The sequence below is a fragment of the Oscillospiraceae bacterium genome (assembly GCA_015065085.1).
Classification (GTDB): Bacteria; Bacillota; Clostridia; order Oscillospirales; family SIG627; genus SIG627.
On the sequence record SVQW01000001.1, the window covers coordinates 98,258 to 113,831 of the forward strand.

Consider the following 15,574-nt stretch of genomic DNA (forward strand, 5'->3'; position numbering starts at 1 on the left):
GTTGTATTATTGTTCTTCCATAGCCGCAGGTGCAGTGTTTGCGGCTTTTATCATTTCCATTTCTTCCTTTGTGAACTTGGGCTTTCTGCCGTAGGTGTATATTCCGTTTATCTCTTGTTCTATATCGTAAAGCTGTGTGTAACAGAAGCCCATGATGTTCTTGTTATTCAGTAATATCTTCGTAAGAGCTGTATAACGTTCGAGATATTCTTTTTTTGTTTTGGGAGCACTGCCGTAACCCCATCCCTGGACATCACCCGTTTTCCACGCTATGCCGCCGTATTCGCTGACGTATATCGGCTGACTGTGATAATCTCCATCGCGTGTCCAGTTGTTCTGAGGATGTGTTCCCGCTTCAAAGAATGCGTATTTTTCGCCCAGGATTTCCGGGTTTTGTTCATAGTCGTGCAGACAGTAAATATCAGTTGCATCGGTGTGAAATCCCCCCGAAACGTCGATGCAGGGGCGGGTAGGGTCAAAACGCTTTGTAGCAACACATATCTGCTTTATAAACTCGTCCTCAAAATCTTCCCATACCTCGTTGAGCGGACACCATCCGATAATAGAGGGATGGTTGAAGTCGCGCTCCAGCACCTCGATCCATTCGGGAATTACCTGCATGAATCCGTCAGCGTGATAGGAAAGCCCCCAGCTTGCATATTCTCCCCACACCGTGTAGCCAAGTCTGTCGCAGTGATATAAGAACAAAGGTTCAAAGACCTTCTGATGCAGTCTTGCACCGTTAAAGCCCAGCGCCATGGACATTTCTATATCGTCAATAAGCGCCTGTTCGCTCGGAGCTGTCATTATGCTGTCGGGATAATAGCCCTGGTCGAGTACAGTGCGCTGGAAAAACGGCTTGCCGTTGAGAAGAAATTTCATACCGTCGAGTCCAATGCTTCTTAGCCCAAAATAGCTTGTGACTTCATCATTGCCAAATGTGAATTTAACATCGTAAAGTCTGCCATGCCCCGGTTCCCAGAGATGCTTTTCGCAAAGAGTGAATGTCTGAGTGATTGTTCCCGATGCTTTTACTGATGATTTTGCCATAAGCTTATTGTTGTAGGTTATCTCGGTTGCAAGATCGCCGTTGCCATGTACATCTGTGACAACGGTGACCGTACCATTTTCGGTATCAGTATAATACTTAAATCCTTTTATGTGTTGTATGGGTTTGTACTCCAGCCATACAGTCTGCCAAATGCCGGTCGTGCGGGTGTAGTGGCAACCGCGCGAGGCGTAGTTTTTGGATTGCTTGCCGGAAGGAAGTTTTTTGTATCTGATGGGATCCTGCACATGAACTACCAGGGTGTTTTTACCTGCGACAACATAGTCGGTTATATCCGCTTCAAAGGAGGCAAACCCTCCGCTGTGGGTCATAACTTTTTTTGAGTTTATGTATATTGTTGATGTGTAATCCACCGCACCGAAATGCAGAATGGTTCGCCCAGATAACTTTTCCGCGGGAATATCAATTTCACGCTTGTACCAGACCGCATTCATGAAATCAGTATTATTTATGCCTGAAAGCTTGCTTTCGGGGCAAAAGGGGACTATAATCTCACTGTCAAAAGTTTTTTTATCAACCAAACCGCGTTGTTCACCACTTCCGGAATTATCAATTTCAAATCCCCATACGCCGTTTAAAATCTCATAATCACGGCGCTTGAATTGGGGATTGGGATGCTCGTTACGTGGTATCATGTTTGTTTTCTCCTTGAAAATTATGGTTATCTTACGAATATTATATAATACAAGGATTGAAAAGTCAATGCTTGATTGTTTTAAAAAAAAATAAAGAAATTTCAAAATAAGTATTGACAAATCTGAAGTTTTGTGGTATTATATACAAGTCGCAAGTACAAAGCATATATTGTCTGGCCCGGTAGTTCAGTTGGTTAGAACGCTAGCCTGTCACGCTAGAGGTCAGGGGTTCGAGTCCCCTTCGGGTCGCCATTTATGCCTCTGTAGCTCAGTTGGTAGAGCAGAGGACTGAAAATCCTCGTGTCGTTGGTTCAATTCCGACCGGAGGCACTTTTATGCGGATTTAGCTCATTTGGTAGAGCGCCACCTTGCCAAGGTGGAGGTGGCGGGTTCGAGCCCCGTAATCCGCTCCATACGGCGCCATAGCCAAGCGGTAAGGCAGAGGTCTGCAAAACCTTTATCCCCGGTCCGATTCCGGGTGGCGCCTGAAAAGAATAAAACCATGCAGCGCATGGTTTTATTTTTTTGCCATCCGGAATCGGACAGCCGATAGCCTCGAAGAGGCGTCCGGGTGGCGCCAAAATGTCACAGCACTTGCGTCAGCGCAAAATGAAAGAACGGAATCGGACAGCCGATAGCCTCGAAGAGGCGTCCGGGTGGCGCCAAAATGTCACAGCACTCGCGTCAGCGCAAAATGAAAGAACGGAATCGGACAGCCGATAGCCTCGAAGAGGTGTCCGGGTGGCGCAAGTCAGCATAGCACTTGCGTAGACGCATAATGAAAGAAATGTACCAAGTCAACCGAATACCTTGGGTTTTATATTTCTATGTATTCAAACATGTAAACGCATTTTTCTTTGGTTCCGTTATGGTATTCTTTATAATAGGATTTGTGTAAATGTCCGTGAATGTGCCATTTGACACCGTTTGCAAAAACATAATGTGTTATACCTATCAGTCCTGCATGGGCAGCATCGTTTTTTGCTTCGGTAAACATGCAATCATGTGTGATGAGTACATCCGCTCCCTGTGGCATGTCGCGTGCGGTACGCAGGCTTTCGTATTGTGTGTAAGAGGGGAAATCACGATTTTTATAACGGAAGCTGCCTTCGATTCCGGCAATTCGTACTCCGTTGACAGTGACGGATTTCCGGTCGATATTCTGTATTCCGTATTTTTCATAAATATCAAAGCTGTCGTGATTCCCACGCAGAGCGATTATTCTTTCTTTTGGTATGATGTCCAGAATTTTTTGTATATCGCAATCATAAAAATCCCCGAGTAATATGCAAACATCATACTTGTCTATGTTACTCATAAACTCGCTGAAGCTGTCGGGATGAAATCCTGTGTGTCCGTGAACATCCGAAACGGCGACAACCTTTAATCCGAGTTTTGCATATACTGCATTTACGGCGTTGTCGCGGAAATACTGAGAGGCTTCGTTATACTTAATCAGTTCAAATGCATCGAATTTGCCGGCTCTTTTATAAAATTTTTCCGGGTTAAACTTTCTTTTTATGCCAAACATATTACATATTCCTTAAGATTTATGGTGGGGATAAGTATACCATATAACGATTTTGTTGTCAAGTGTTGTTTTTTACTTTACAAAATAAGTTTTTTGTGTTAAAATATAAAGCGTTACATGAACATGTTGCTTCCGTTGTAATATAATATAAGAGTAATATTTTTTGAGGTGAACCATGCCGGATTTTTTGTTAAGAGCTTTTGTAAAAAAACACGAAAATGTGGATGACCCTGCTGTTCGCGCACGATACGGTGTTGTTGCGGGTGTAATGGGTATAATGACAAATATAATATTGTTCATACTAAAAATAACAGTCGGTATACTTTCAAAAAGTGTGGCTATTACTGCCGATGCGGTGAATAATCTTTCGGACTCCGCGTCGTCTGTTATAACACTTGTGGGATTTAAAATGTCGCAAAAGCCGGCGGATGACGAGCATCCCTACGGACATGCACGTATGGAATATCTGTCGGGGCTTTTCGTTTCACTGATTGTTATTTTCATCGGCTTTGAGTTTTTCACCGAGTCTGTTAATGCAATTCTTAATCCGGTTAAAAACGGATTTGATATATTCACCGTTGCTGTTCTGGTATTTTCGATATTTCTAAAGCTGTGGCAGGGTTATTTTAACCGTTCGGTAGGTAAAAAAATAAACTCTGTGGCGCTTATAGCAACTTCGTTTGACAGTGTCGGTGATGCAATAGCTACCTCGGTGGTACTGTTTGGAATAATTATAAGCCTCTCATTCGGCATTGTTCTGGATGGATGGTTCGGTCTTGCGGTTGCAATATTTATTATCATTTCGGGTGTACGCCTTATGAAAGAGGCAATAGACCCTATCCTCGGAATTGCCCCCGATAATAAACTGGTGGAAAATATAGCATCAAAAATCATGTCCTATGAAGGCGTATTGGGTTATCACGATCTTGTTGTTCATAATTACGGCGAAGGCAGATGCTTTGCTTCCGTTCACGTTGAAGTCCCGTCCAATCAAGATATAATGCTGAGCCATGATATTATTGATAATATTGAGTTTGATTTCAAAAAAAATGACGATCTGAATGTCGTAATACATCTTGATCCTATCGAAACGGACAATCCGCTTACAAACGAATTACGTGAGAAGGTGAAATCGCTTCTGTGCGAAATTTCAGATCAGATATCTATGCATGATTTCAGACTTGTCAGCGGAACGACGCATTCCAATCTTTTGTTTGATATATGTATTCCGGCATCATTTGCCATCAATGACATTGAACTCCGTGAGCTTGTTACACATAAAATTAAAGAAATAGACCCGTCTTACAATACTATTCTTACCATTGACAGAAATTATACTTCAACATGTAAATAAACCGAACAAAAACAAGAAGTGCACAGTCGTGCACTTCTTGTTTTTAAACTAATATCAGTGAATAATAGAGGGGTGACCGTGAACGGGGGGCAGTGCATGGGGACGAACAATCTCGCCGCCGTTTTCGTAGGATTCGATAGCGGCGAAAATGTATTCCATGGTAGCCAGAGCGTCACGACCGGAAGAACGAAGGTGCTCAAGAGGTACTTTGTTGGTAACGTCCTCCAGATATGCGTGGATACGCATGGGGAAAGTTGCGTCAAAGCTCTTGACACCGGTATCAAGAATTTCAGTGGGATCGGGCATAGAACCGGGAGCAGGCTCGCCCTTATCAGGAGCTTTCCAGTACTTAAGTCTTTCAACACAGTTTTCAATAACGAAAGTACCCTTTGTGCCTGCCAGCTCAAAGCTCCACCAGCCACCCAGACCAAACATTGCATCGCCTCTCTGGGAGAGAAGGTAACCGACACATCCGTTTTCGAATTTAACATGTACACTCTGAATTGAGAGCATCATATCCTCAGCTTGACGGCGTACACCTGTTCTGTCCATAAATGCCTGAACGTGAGTGATGTTGCCGCAGAAGTAACGCATTACGCTGAAGGGATGAGTTAGGAATGCCTTTGCGTGAGCATAGGGACGATGCCAACGGTTGGACATGAGACCGCCGTAGGTGTTGCTGCTTCCGTTGAATCCGACCTTGTGCATACAGTAAACCTGCTCGCCGACACCGCCGTTGTTCATGATTTCACGCGCACGCTCAGCGGGCTTTGAGAAGTAGTGGTTAAGATTACAGCCGAGATATACGCCTTTCTTGGTCGCAAAGTCAACCATTTCGCGCGCTTCAACGATTTCGTTGGAGATCGGTTTTTCAACCAAAACGTTTTTGCCTGCATCAAGAGCGATCATAACGGGCTCATAGTGCCATGAACCGTTTTCGAAACCGGAGGTTGTAACGTCTACAATGTCCAATTCGGGATGTGCGTTGAGCATTTCCTTTATGTCGTAAAATGCCTCTACACCGTACTCTGCAGCAGCCTTGTCGGCTTTCTCTTTGTTGATGTCGCAGACGCAAACAAGCTCTGCAAGTTCGTCAGCTTTGTAAGCCTTGGAATGAGTATTGCCTATTCCGCCCATGCCGACAACGCCGACCTTCAAAGGTGAATTTGCCATAGTGTTTTTGCCCCTTTCAAATCAGTTAATGTATTAATCCTGAATTTCTTTCTTAAAATCACGCGGAGTAAGACCGAACGTATGTTTGAAAACTCTGGAAAACAGACTCAGATCGTTAAATCCGCACTCGGCGGATATATCGGAAATAGACATATCCGTAGTTTTAATAAGCTCAATGGCTTTTGCGATTCTGTATTTGCGAAGATATTCAAGAGGAGTTATTTCCAGTTCTTTTTTAAATTGCTTTGTTATATAATCGGAGGAAATTCCTACGTTTTCGGCTATCTCAGAGCTTGTTATATCGTTTTTGAAATTGTCCTCAATAAACTTAAGTGTTTTCAAAATGTATCCGTAATACACAACGCCTTCGGCGTTTTCGAATGCCCTTTCGCGTTGCGAAGATGCATATGCACGCGCAAAGAAAATCAGAAAATCCAAAGTGTGTACGCGCAACATTGTTTTCCATCCGATGGCTGTCTGGATTTGCTCATTCACCATTTTGTTGATCATGTTCATCATTTCATGACGCTGAGGAATGTTGAGCTTTACAACGGGAAAAACATTTGTGTTGCAGGATAAAATGTCTTTCAGAATATCAATTGAGGAGATTTCGTTGATAGCAGGGCCAAAAGCGTTTCTGTCAAATAAAATATTGTAGATTGTCGCTTCGTATGCCATTGTGTAGGAATGTATCTGCCCCGGAACGATGCAAAGAACATCACCGGCTGTGAGAATATGTGTTCTGCCGTTGTGATTGTGAACCATAAACCCCTTTTCTACATAAACAAACTCAAAAAAGTCGTGTGTATGAAAAGATCCTTTGGTCTGGTACACCTTATTGATACGTATGTTGATTCCGAAGGGGGCGAACAGCTCACTGCCTTCCAGGACGCGGTATTTGACCGTGGATTTATCGTTTTTCATAAATAACAGCAATTCAGCATAAAATTATTATTTCATGAAGGTACATTCGTCAACCTTGATGGGCTTACCGCCGGCACGCAGTGATTCAATGGCGGAATGTATAACAGTCTGTGCTTTGAGACCGTCCAGACCCGAACCGTTTATGTCGGAAGGCTTCACACCGTTTTTAACTTCTTCGATAAAAGCGAAGATGCGGTTTCTGAATGTGTCGCCGAAGTCACGGTGATGGTCGCCGAAAACCGGATTGGTGAATACTTCCTTAACGGGATTTCCGGCAGGATAAAGGGTAGCTTCGCGCCACATATCTTCGAAAATCAAACGTCCGTTTATACCTGCGACTTCGCAACGCTCCATCGGGTGTCCGCGTGTTATGTCGTATGAGCTTGTAAGATGGCCTACGGCACCGCACTTAAACTTCATGTTGATGGAAGCGGTGGAGTAGATGAAACGTCCGGATGACTTCATTGCAAAGCAGGATACCTCATCAACATCACCCATAAAATGACGCATAATATCAACGCTGTGCGGATTGAGAGCCTTGAGATGATAATACTCAGTATCAAGGTTGGTATCCGGTTTACCTATCCACAGAGCCATGTTGCAGAATAAAAGCTCGCCGATTTTCCCCTCGTTCTGCCAGCGCTTTGCATGGTAAGCAGCCTGAGTGAAGCGATGGTTCATATCAATGGCAAAGCATCTGTCAAGCTTCTTAGCGGTTTCAACCATTTTTCTTGCGTTGTTAAGGTCGTTGGAAATGGGCTTTTCGCACAGGACGTGGCATCCCGCTTCAAGTGCCTGTATGGTGGGTGCAAAATGGTCGGAGCTGTATTCAGAACCGCCGGTAGACACACTGCACATATCAGGCTTTAATTCTTTGAGCATTGTTGCTGCATCCAGATAATAAGGTACATCAAACTTCTTTCCCGCGGCTTCTGCACGATCCTGACGGAGGTCGCACACACCCACAAGCTCTGTATTGGGGTTTTCGTAATAAGCCGATGCGTGGATATTTCCTATGTGGCCCATGCCGATGACACATACACGTAACATAATAACTAACCTCTCGCTGCAATGAGCACCGTTGAAGCGGCGATCCGCTTCAACGATGTTCATGAAATTTTATCAGTCTTTTACACCCATATTGTTAAGGGTTTCGGTAAGCTTTTTAGCTGCTTCGGGATCACCGATGTGCATGGAGTTGTAAGCTTCTTCACTGCTGATGAAGCCTCTGTCCAGACCGTCAACACCGTGCCAGGTAACATTTGTGTAAATCGGGTCTATGTTGCCTGTTTCCTTTTCGCGCTTTGCAATGTGGTTTTCCATGCGCTTGGTGAGACATTCAACAACTTCGGGGTACTTGTCCGCAACGTTGTCGTATTCCTCGGGGTCGGAAATGAGGTTGTAAAGCTCTACTGCGGGCTTGAAGTGGAAATCGGGCTCAAGTGCACGGATAAGCTTCCACTCAGGGGTACGCCAGCCGTGCTTTCTCATCCAGGTAGCTTCGGTGATGTACATTTCGCTTTCCTGAACGAATTCCTCACCGCGGTAGAGGTTCATAAGGTTGCGACCGTCAAAGGAAACATCAGTATTGATGTCGAGAATATCAAGAATTGTGGGCACGATATCCTTAGGCTGAACGAAATCCACAAATCTCTTTGCATTCAGTCTTTCGCCGTTAGCCAGCTTTCCTTTGTAACGGAACGCAAGAGGTACGGTGAGAGTGCAATCGTAAAGACCGTGATGGTCAAAATAGCAGTCGTGATCGTACAGGGTTTCACCGTGGTCGGAGGTGAATACCACCAGAGTATCTTCTTCCAGTCCAAGGCTGTCAAGACGGTCGAGAATCTGCTGGATGCAAGCGTCCATGTAAGCAACTGCGCCGTCGTACTGGGCAACTATGTACTCGGCATCGGTACATCCTTCGGGGAACCAGGTCAGGAAGTAATCTCTGAAGGGCTTGAATTCGTACACCGGAACGAGTGTTTTGACCTCAGGGTCCTTTTCGTCTTTGGTGTAGAATACTCTGTCAAAAGGCATGGGAGGAAGATAAGGACTGTGAGGATCCATGTGACGCAGGAACAGGAACCAGGGCTTATCTTCGCTTGCAAGTCTTTCAAGCTCGGGTATGGCAACCCTGTTGCAGGCTTCGGCTTTGTGAGCTCTGCCGTCGTCCTGGTCAGGACCCCAGCCGGGGAATGCAAGATACTTGTCAAAACCGCGTGCGGCAACGTGACCGGTAAAACCGATACAAGTAGTGTTATATCCGTTTTCTTTGAGAATCTCTGCAAGAGTCACACATCCGTCTGCATAGTCACCTTTGTGACGCAGAGCAACGATACCTGTTGAGAAAAGATCCTTACCGGTGAGCATTGAAGCATATCCGGGGGAAGTGGGAATAGAAGGGCTGTAACAGTTATCGAAAACGATGCCGTCTTTCAGATATTTATCCATGTGGGGGGTAGTAAGTCTGTCATAGCCGTAAAGACTCATATGGTTTGCACGCATACTGTCGATACCGAAGAACAGAACATTTGGTTTTTTATTCATGTTGTTATCTCCTTTTTATCAGGGCTTATCTTGCGCCCAGTGCTTTGAGAAGTGAATTCATGTATCCGTAGCTTTCAGCTGCTATTGCCATGGCATTAATGGGATCCTGCTCGGGACCTATTACTTCGAGACATACAGGGCCGTCGTAGTTAACATCCACCATAGCCTTGAAATAACCTTTAAGGTCAATTTCGCCTCTGCCGCAAGCCTGGTTCATAGGTTCTCCGGGAGAAGGTCCGGGGCCTACGCAGTCACGAATGTGTACGTGCTTAACTCTGGAAATAACCTGAGGAAGAGCTTCGGCAGGGTTTTCACCGGCGCGGTGGATGTGGCTGGGGTCCATATCAACACCAAAGGCGTCGCAGGTGACACCCTCCATCATACGCAGAGTGGTGGGAGTGTTGTAAATAGCAGAGTTAACGTGAGCTTTGCAGCACAGTGTTACGCCGTATTCCTTTGCCTTTTGAGCAAGTACGTTTGTAACTTCGATGGATTCCAGAACAGACTGCTCGTCATCCATTATACCGCCGGGACCGATGTTAAGAATCGGAATACCTATTTCATTTGCAGCCTGGCAGGCTTTAATTATTCTGTTAATGTCGCGGGAAGCAACTTCTGAGGAAAGGATTTCAAGACCGTTTCTCTTGACACAGTCCTTGATATACTGAGCCTGCTCCTTCCAGTTGTTGAGATCAAGATGTGGATTCATGCCTTCAATGGCACAAATTTCGACGCCGTCATAGCCGGCTCTTTTTATGTAGCGGCAAGCATCGGAGAAAGCAACTGTCTTAAACAGTACGGAATTTACGCCGAGTTTAATCATATTCTTTCCTTTCCGGCATAATGCCTGAAAATTTTTGTCAACTCAATTATATAACAAAAAATAAATTATATCAACCCTTTTTTCAAAATTTGTAATATAAAAAACGAAAAAAAACAAAAGCCGAAAAAATTTTTGCAATTAAGGTTATTGCAAAAAATATTACACTGTGTTATAATGGTGCAAATTGCACAAGGAGCTTGTATGAAAACAATCAATATAACCAATGGCGAATGGTTCAATAAATATTTTGAAAAGACATACAATCAACACGGAATACCATTTAACGAAGCAATGATGTCGGGTGTGGCTCCCGAACCGATATATGATGATGACTTTATCAGAATACGTGCGGCTGAAAACAATGTTACCGTGTCGGAATACGAAGAGAAAATGGCACTTTTCGGGGATTTTATAAGGAATACGTCACAGTACGAAAAGGTTGTTTTGTGGTTTGGAGCTGACTGCTTTTGCCGGATGAACATGATAACCGTGCTTGCGCTGATGGAAAACGCAGGGTGTAAAGCCAAGGTTTATTCGGCGGTGACAGATGACGAAAGCTTTGAAATAAAACAACAGCCTCAGCCCGTATATCTTGGCACATGGCGCGAGATTTACCGAAACGTTCTGCAAATGAAACGACGTATATATTTCGGTGATGCAATACTGGACAATGCTGTTGAAATGTACCTTGATTACCTTGCTCCCGATGGAAGATTTGCGCGTTATATAAAGGAAAATCCCTATAAAAGCGATGAAGAATTGCTTGTTGATATAATTAATATGAGTGCCGATTACGGACTCAGCGACATACAGATAAAAGCGCTTATAAAAAAGTACAGAGAGCAGTGAATTTCACTGCTCTCTGTGTTTTTATCGTTGTTCAATACTGAAGAAACTGTTTTACGGTGGCTTCAACATCCTTCGCTTTGAAAACGGAAGAACCCGCAACAATAACATTTGCACCGCACTCGGTTACAAGACCTAAGTTGTCCAGTGTAATACCGCCGTCAACTTCTATATCAAGCTCCGGATTGTGAACCTGCGCCATTTGTTTAACAGCCTTGATGCTTTCTATTGTTTCCGGAATGAAGCCCTGACCGCCGAATCCCGGCTCGACAGTCATGACAAGTACCATTTCAACATGCTTTATAAGGGATTCGAGAACAAAAGCGGGGGTCTTGGGTTTAATTGATATAGCCGCTTTTTTACCGCATGCATGTATTTTGTCAATAACCTCCATGTGATTTTCACAGCTTTCGTAATGGAAGGTTATGATGTCGGAACCTATTTTTGCAAATGTTTCAATATAGCGAACGGGGTCGGTTATCATAAGATGGGTATCAAAAACCATTTTGGAAATAGGACGTAAGGACTGGATAACCGGAACACCGAAAGAAATATTGGGTACAAGCAATCCGTCCATAACGTCAAGATGGATGTACTGAGAGCCTGCGTCTTCAACTTTTTTTATTTCTTCGCCAAGTTTTGAAAAATCGCACGCCAGAATTGACGGAGAAAGTTTAATCATACAAAAAACCTGCCTTTTTTAGAATTTGAGCTCAGTAGCATTAATTTTACGTTGCCATAAAATATACTAAAGCCCGCGGCTTTGGACGGGAATCGGAACGAAAAAACAAAGGAATACAAAAAATTATTCCCGCCAAACCGCTATATTATATACCAAACGCAAAGCATTGTCAAGAGTTTGACAGTGCTTTGCCATTTTTTGTTATTTTTGCCGACCTTAAACGACATGTTTTTTATGGCATTTGGGCTATACTGTTGCTGGAAATTATATATTTTATACGTTGAAGGTTTGTATATGATATTGTATGCCGATGTTTACATATTAATCAATGTTTTTTGCAACTGGCTTGCGTTTTTTACTTGCGGTAAAATGCTTTCACTGAAAATCAGACCTGTCAGGCTGATTATTGGTGTTGTGATACTCAGTATGTATGGTTTTATAAGCATATTCTTACGTGTTAATGCTGTGACGGCAGTTTTTTTTCATATGGCTGCTCTGTGTGCGGGATGTATTGCGGTATACGGATTACCGAGTGCTGTACAGCTTTTCAAGACAATTATTGTGTTTTTTGTAAGCTGTGTTTTTATCGGAGGTGTTGCGGGATGGCTGTATGGTCTTGCAGGCGGAAAAATGATTATAGCTTTGCTCCTTACCCCCGTTATATACGGTATATGGCTGCTTGTTTTTGAAAAAACCATGACGGATGTACACAAAAAATCTGTAAGTGTGGAAATCGACGGAGTACGGCTGAAAGGTCTTGCGGACAGCGGAAATCTGTTGATCGACCCTCGAAGCGGTTTACCCGTCATTGTAATTTCACCGACCGCCGGTTTTTCATTTGCAGATAAAGAATGCTTTGAAACAGAGGTATCGACCGCAGCGGGAAATGATATTCTCATGTGCTTTAAACCTTGCAGCGTCACTGTCGGTAAAAGGGAGGTTTGTGCCGTAGCCGCGGTTTCTGCAAATAATTTCGAGGAATATGACTGTATTGTTCCTGTCAAACTGATATAATGGGGGAAAAGAAATGAATGATATAATCGATAAATTAAGATTGAAACTGTACAGGATGTTTTTACGTCCGATGCACGGAGTGTATTACATAAACGGTGCTCAGACTCTTCCGCCGCCGCTTGAAGCCGAGCGTGAATCTGAATTGCTGGAAAAAATAAAAGTGCAGGGAGACGACATCAAAAGCCGTAACATACTGATTGAACATAATTTGCGTCTGGTGGTGTATATAGCTAAAAAATTCGAAAATACGGGTATTGGCATCGAGGACCTTGTTTCCATAGGTACAATAGGGCTGGTAAAAGCTATAAATACTTTTCGGAATGATAAAAATATAAAGCTTGCAACCTATGCCTCACGTTGCGTTGAAAACGAAATACTTATGTATCTGAGAAAAATAAATCCGCAGAAAAACGAAATATCAATAGACGAACCGCTTAATGTAGACTGGGACGGCAACGAATTGCTTTTGGGAGATATTCTGAGCAGCGAGGAAGATATGGTTTACAGAGATATTGAGCGCAAGGAGGAGCACGGCATAATAATGAAAGCGGTTGAAACACTGTGTGAAAGAGACAAACGTATTGTATATATGCGTTTTGGACTGTGCGGAGAAAAGGAAAAAACCCAAAAGGAAGTAGCTGATCTTTTAGGAATTTCGCAAAGCTATATATCCCGAATTGAAAAGAAAATAATAAACACATTGAAAAAGGTACTGAGCCAATAAATACATATTAGTACCAAAAGGGGAGAAGCGATGGAAATGAATATACAAAAAAACAGCGGTAATAAGTTATTGCTGTTGCCCGACGGACAGAATCCTCTTGTACATGTAAATATAAAATACCCGCTCTCGGGAGACGAAAAGATAGATAAATACATTGTAAATATTGTATCCGGTCTTGAAAAATTTGCGCGTAAAAAACTGGTTAAGCGGGCAAAAAAGTTTTATGGGAATTTACAGTCTGCACAGCCGTTTTCATTGGTTGCCACGTTCAGGGTTACACTCGACAACGAAAAGCTTTTTTGCTTTTATCTGGATGCTTTTGTATGGCAGGGCAGTGGACGAAGTGTCGTAAAGAGAATACCGCTTAATTTCGACCGCACGGTATCCTCACTTATTTTTCCGTTGGAAAAAAGAAAAAGACGGGAGCTTACGGGTAATCTCCGAGTTGCGCTTTCCACTATGGTTTATGACAAAGCATATTACTCTGATTGTCATAAGCGTGCACTGAGGTATTTAAGGAAAAATAACGCGGTTATTTCACGGGATGGCATATATCTGACATATAACAGCGGCATACTGGCGCCTCACGACAGGGGAGCCGTCAGCATTTTGCTTTTTCCGCTCCGTAATTAATACGGAATTTTATAGTTTTTTCCGTTGACAATCAATTTGCGAAGTACGTATATAAATGAATGATTAAATATAGAAAAACGTTTTGTTTTTTTATATAAAAGTCTTTACATTTTTTGTTTTGTGTGTTATAATGCGGTAGTAAGCAGTGTTTTGCAACACGAGAATAACCGCAAAAGCGGAAAAAGAAAAAGAGGTGCACCAATATGTTCCCCTTGAAAGACAAAAGAATACGTATCGGCGGTTGGTGGTCTACCGACCCAAAGCTTATTTCCGATGAGTATGTGAAAGCTATCGCTGAAAATGGATGTGATTTTATAATGACATCTCAATTGAGCGATACCGCAAAAATCAAAGAATTGCTTTCCTATTGCGATAAATACGGAGTTGAGTGTATAGTTTACGACCAAAGGCTTTATGACCGCGAAGACGTGGATGTTGCTTCCATCACCAAGGAATACAGCGGCTATAAGAGCTACGTGGGTAATATGGTCAAGGACGAACCCGGTACGGATGAATTTCCCCATTTGCGCAGAGTTTACGATAAGTTCAGAGCAGAGACTCCCGGTAAGGATGCTTACATAAATCTCCTTCCGATGTATGCCAATGCAGCTCAGCTTAAATACGGCGCAGGTGCCGCGGCAATAAAGTACTATGATAAGGACCCGGATCTTTACAAAAAACACCTTGAGGATTACTGCGAAGCTTTTGATACTCCCTACCTCTGCGTTGATGTGTATCCCTGCCGTAATGCTCCGGATGGCGTTACACGTACTATTTATAACGGTTATCTTGAGAATGTAAGTCTCATGGCGGAAACCTGCCGTAAGTATAACCGTGAAATGTGGATAATGGTTCAGTCGCTTGTTTGGTATGCAAATGCTACACCGCCGGACGAAATCGACCTCAGATGGCAGTTCTACACAGTTCTTGCATTTGGTGCAAAGGCTATATTCCACTATTGTCTGGCAACTCCTCCCGGACACACTCCCGGTCTTCTTACCTCCGAGGGAACCAAGTCCGATCTTTATTATCCCGCTCAGCGTTGCCATCGTTTTCTGCATGCTATCGAGGATGTATACTATCAGTACAATCCTGTCGGTGCGTTTAACGTTAACTGCACAGACGAGTATGAGTACCTTAAGTTCAGTGCGCAGTATAAGAATTTTGCCCCTATCAAAGAAGTTGTTTCCGACGATCAGCTTCTTGTGGGATGCTTTGAAAAGCAGGACAACAAAGGTTATGCCTTCACGATAGTAAATATGACACAGATAAGCGAACGTAAGACAGCTCGCGCAAAGCTTAAAATAGAGGGCAAGAAGGTGACCGTTTACGCGGATACTATGTCATATACCATTGCTCCTGTTGATGGATACTATGAATTTGATTTGCCTTGCGGAGAGGGCGCGTTTGTAACAGTAGAATAGTTTGAATTATAACGAGCCGAGCCTCGGCGTTCGGCTCGTTTTGTGAATTGCAGATGCAATTCACATCTTTTTGAGCATTTGAGGAAACGTTTTCCTTATTTTTGCCGTATTTTCATTCAAATTGTTTTGGATGTATTTACTTTTTATAATTAATATGCTACAATGTGGCTACAAAAAATGTAAAGGATGTGCTTT

The 15,574-nt window shown here is 43.2% G+C and carries 14 protein-coding genes and 4 tRNA genes; 10 read left to right on the plus strand and 8 right to left on the minus strand.

Features of this window, described 5'->3' with window-relative positions; genetic code table 11:
• Window positions 1-6: 6 nt before the first annotated feature.
• Window positions 7-1,704 (minus strand): beta-galactosidase, encoded by a 1,698-nt coding sequence (locus E7588_00470; GenBank protein MBE6687735.1) that lies wholly within the window; start codon window positions 1,702-1,704, stop codon window positions 7-9.
• A 175-nt stretch (window positions 1,705-1,879) separates the two neighbouring features.
• On the opposite strand from E7588_00470, the gene E7588_00475 reads away from it, so the two are divergent.
• From E7588_00475 to E7588_00490, 4 genes are all read left to right on the plus strand, one after another.
• Window positions 1,880-1,956: transfer RNA gene (locus E7588_00475), tRNA-Asp, on the plus strand.
• A gap of 5 nt (window positions 1,957-1,961) precedes the next feature.
• Window positions 1,962-2,034: transfer RNA gene (locus E7588_00480), tRNA-Phe, on the plus strand.
• A gap of 7 nt (window positions 2,035-2,041) precedes the next feature.
• A tRNA-Gly gene (locus tag E7588_00485) sits at window positions 2,042-2,117 on the plus strand.
• A gap of 3 nt (window positions 2,118-2,120) precedes the next feature.
• Window positions 2,121-2,191, plus strand: a tRNA-Cys gene (locus tag E7588_00490).
• Window positions 2,192-2,521: 330 nt separating this feature from the next.
• On the opposite strand, the gene E7588_00495 is transcribed toward E7588_00490, so the two are convergent.
• Window positions 2,522-3,235, minus strand: coding sequence for a hypothetical protein (locus tag E7588_00495; protein ID MBE6687736.1), 714 nt, complete (start codon window positions 3,233-3,235; stop codon window positions 2,522-2,524).
• A gap of 175 nt (window positions 3,236-3,410) precedes the next feature.
• On the opposite strand from E7588_00495, the gene E7588_00500 reads away from it, so the two are divergent.
• On the plus strand, window positions 3,411-4,589 hold the full coding sequence (locus tag E7588_00500; protein MBE6687737.1) for a cation transporter: 1,179 nt from the start codon (window positions 3,411-3,413) through the stop codon (window positions 4,587-4,589).
• A gap of 54 nt (window positions 4,590-4,643) precedes the next feature.
• On the opposite strand, the gene E7588_00505 is transcribed toward E7588_00500, so the two are convergent.
• The 5 genes from E7588_00505 to E7588_00525 all read right to left on the minus strand — a co-directional run bounded on the left by E7588_00505 (window position 4,644) and on the right by E7588_00525 (window position 10,056).
• Entirely contained in the window at window positions 4,644-5,762 is a 1,119-nt protein-coding gene (locus tag E7588_00505; GenBank protein MBE6687738.1) for a Gfo/Idh/MocA family oxidoreductase, read from the minus strand.
• Window positions 5,763-5,795: 33 nt separating this feature from the next.
• On the minus strand, window positions 5,796-6,686 hold the full coding sequence (locus E7588_00510) for a helix-turn-helix domain-containing protein (GenBank protein ID MBE6687739.1): 891 nt from the start codon (window positions 6,684-6,686) through the stop codon (window positions 5,796-5,798).
• A 27-nt stretch (window positions 6,687-6,713) separates the two neighbouring features.
• Window positions 6,714-7,736, minus strand: a complete 1,023-nt coding sequence (locus E7588_00515) for a Gfo/Idh/MocA family oxidoreductase (GenBank protein ID MBE6687740.1) — start codon at window positions 7,734-7,736, stop codon at window positions 6,714-6,716.
• A 72-nt stretch (window positions 7,737-7,808) separates the two neighbouring features.
• Window positions 7,809-9,233, minus strand: a complete 1,425-nt coding sequence (locus tag E7588_00520; protein MBE6687741.1) for a sulfatase — start codon at window positions 9,231-9,233, stop codon at window positions 7,809-7,811.
• Window positions 9,234-9,258: 25 nt separating this feature from the next.
• Window positions 9,259-10,056 (minus strand): sugar phosphate isomerase/epimerase, encoded by a 798-nt coding sequence (locus tag E7588_00525; GenBank protein MBE6687742.1) that lies wholly within the window; start codon window positions 10,054-10,056, stop codon window positions 9,259-9,261.
• Window positions 10,057-10,257: 201 nt separating this feature from the next.
• Here E7588_00525 and E7588_00530 point away from each other — a divergent pair, with 201 nt between their 5' ends.
• On the plus strand, window positions 10,258-10,905 hold the full coding sequence (locus E7588_00530) for a hypothetical protein (protein ID MBE6687743.1): 648 nt from the start codon (window positions 10,258-10,260) through the stop codon (window positions 10,903-10,905).
• 31 nt (window positions 10,906-10,936) lie between these two features.
• Here E7588_00530 and rpe read toward each other — a convergent pair whose 3' ends face one another.
• Window positions 10,937-11,584, minus strand: a complete 648-nt coding sequence (gene rpe, locus E7588_00535; protein MBE6687744.1) for a ribulose-phosphate 3-epimerase — start codon at window positions 11,582-11,584, stop codon at window positions 10,937-10,939.
• A 225-nt stretch (window positions 11,585-11,809) separates the two neighbouring features.
• Between rpe and E7588_00540 the strand changes: the two genes are divergently transcribed.
• From E7588_00540 to E7588_00555, 4 genes are all read left to right on the plus strand, one after another.
• Complete coding sequence (locus E7588_00540) at window positions 11,810-12,598, plus strand: hypothetical protein (protein ID MBE6687745.1); 789 nt, start codon at window positions 11,810-11,812, stop codon at window positions 12,596-12,598.
• Between the two features lie 13 nt (window positions 12,599-12,611).
• A complete protein-coding gene (sigE, locus tag E7588_00545; GenBank protein MBE6687746.1) occupies window positions 12,612-13,322 on the plus strand; it encodes an RNA polymerase sporulation sigma factor SigE in 711 nt (236 codons plus the stop codon).
• Window positions 13,323-13,358: 36 nt separating this feature from the next.
• Window positions 13,359-13,955 (plus strand): hypothetical protein, encoded by a 597-nt coding sequence (locus E7588_00550; protein MBE6687747.1) that lies wholly within the window; start codon window positions 13,359-13,361, stop codon window positions 13,953-13,955.
• A gap of 203 nt (window positions 13,956-14,158) precedes the next feature.
• Window positions 14,159-15,379, plus strand: a complete 1,221-nt coding sequence (locus E7588_00555) for a hypothetical protein (protein MBE6687748.1) — start codon at window positions 14,159-14,161, stop codon at window positions 15,377-15,379.
• Window positions 15,380-15,574 lie beyond the last annotated feature (195 nt).

What these genes read in the sequence shown, in the direction of transcription:
- E7588_00520 (MBE6687741.1), bottom strand. Translation starts at nt 9,233, where the DNA reads ATGAATAAAAAACCAAATGTTCTGTTCTTCGGTATCGACAGTATGCGT.
- E7588_00525 (MBE6687742.1), bottom strand. Translation starts at nt 10,056, where the DNA reads ATGATTAAACTCGGCGTAAATTCCGTACTGTTTAAGACAGTTGCTTTC.
- E7588_00500 (MBE6687737.1), top strand. Translation starts at nt 3,411, where the DNA reads ATGCCGGATTTTTTGTTAAGAGCTTTTGTAAAAAAACACGAAAATGTG.
- E7588_00470 (MBE6687735.1), bottom strand. Translation starts at nt 1,704, where the DNA reads ATGATACCACGTAACGAGCATCCCAATCCCCAATTCAAGCGCCGTGAT.
- E7588_00540 (MBE6687745.1), top strand. Translation starts at nt 11,810, where the DNA reads ATGTTTTTTATGGCATTTGGGCTATACTGTTGCTGGAAATTATATATT.
- E7588_00515 (MBE6687740.1), bottom strand. Translation starts at nt 7,736, where the DNA reads ATGTTACGTGTATGTGTCATCGGCATGGGCCACATAGGAAATATCCAC.
- E7588_00530 (MBE6687743.1), top strand. Translation starts at nt 10,258, where the DNA reads ATGAAAACAATCAATATAACCAATGGCGAATGGTTCAATAAATATTTT.
- E7588_00510 (MBE6687739.1), bottom strand. Translation starts at nt 6,686, where the DNA reads ATGAAAAACGATAAATCCACGGTCAAATACCGCGTCCTGGAAGGCAGT.
- E7588_00550 (MBE6687747.1), top strand. Translation starts at nt 13,359, where the DNA reads ATGAATATACAAAAAAACAGCGGTAATAAGTTATTGCTGTTGCCCGAC.
- rpe (MBE6687744.1), bottom strand. Translation starts at nt 11,584, where the DNA reads ATGATTAAACTTTCTCCGTCAATTCTGGCGTGCGATTTTTCAAAACTT.
- E7588_00555 (MBE6687748.1), top strand. Translation starts at nt 14,159, where the DNA reads ATGTTCCCCTTGAAAGACAAAAGAATACGTATCGGCGGTTGGTGGTCT.
- E7588_00505 (MBE6687738.1), bottom strand. Translation starts at nt 5,762, where the DNA reads ATGGCAAATTCACCTTTGAAGGTCGGCGTTGTCGGCATGGGCGGAATA.
- E7588_00495 (MBE6687736.1), bottom strand. Translation starts at nt 3,235, where the DNA reads ATGTTTGGCATAAAAAGAAAGTTTAACCCGGAAAAATTTTATAAAAGA.
- sigE (MBE6687746.1), top strand. Translation starts at nt 12,612, where the DNA reads ATGAATGATATAATCGATAAATTAAGATTGAAACTGTACAGGATGTTT.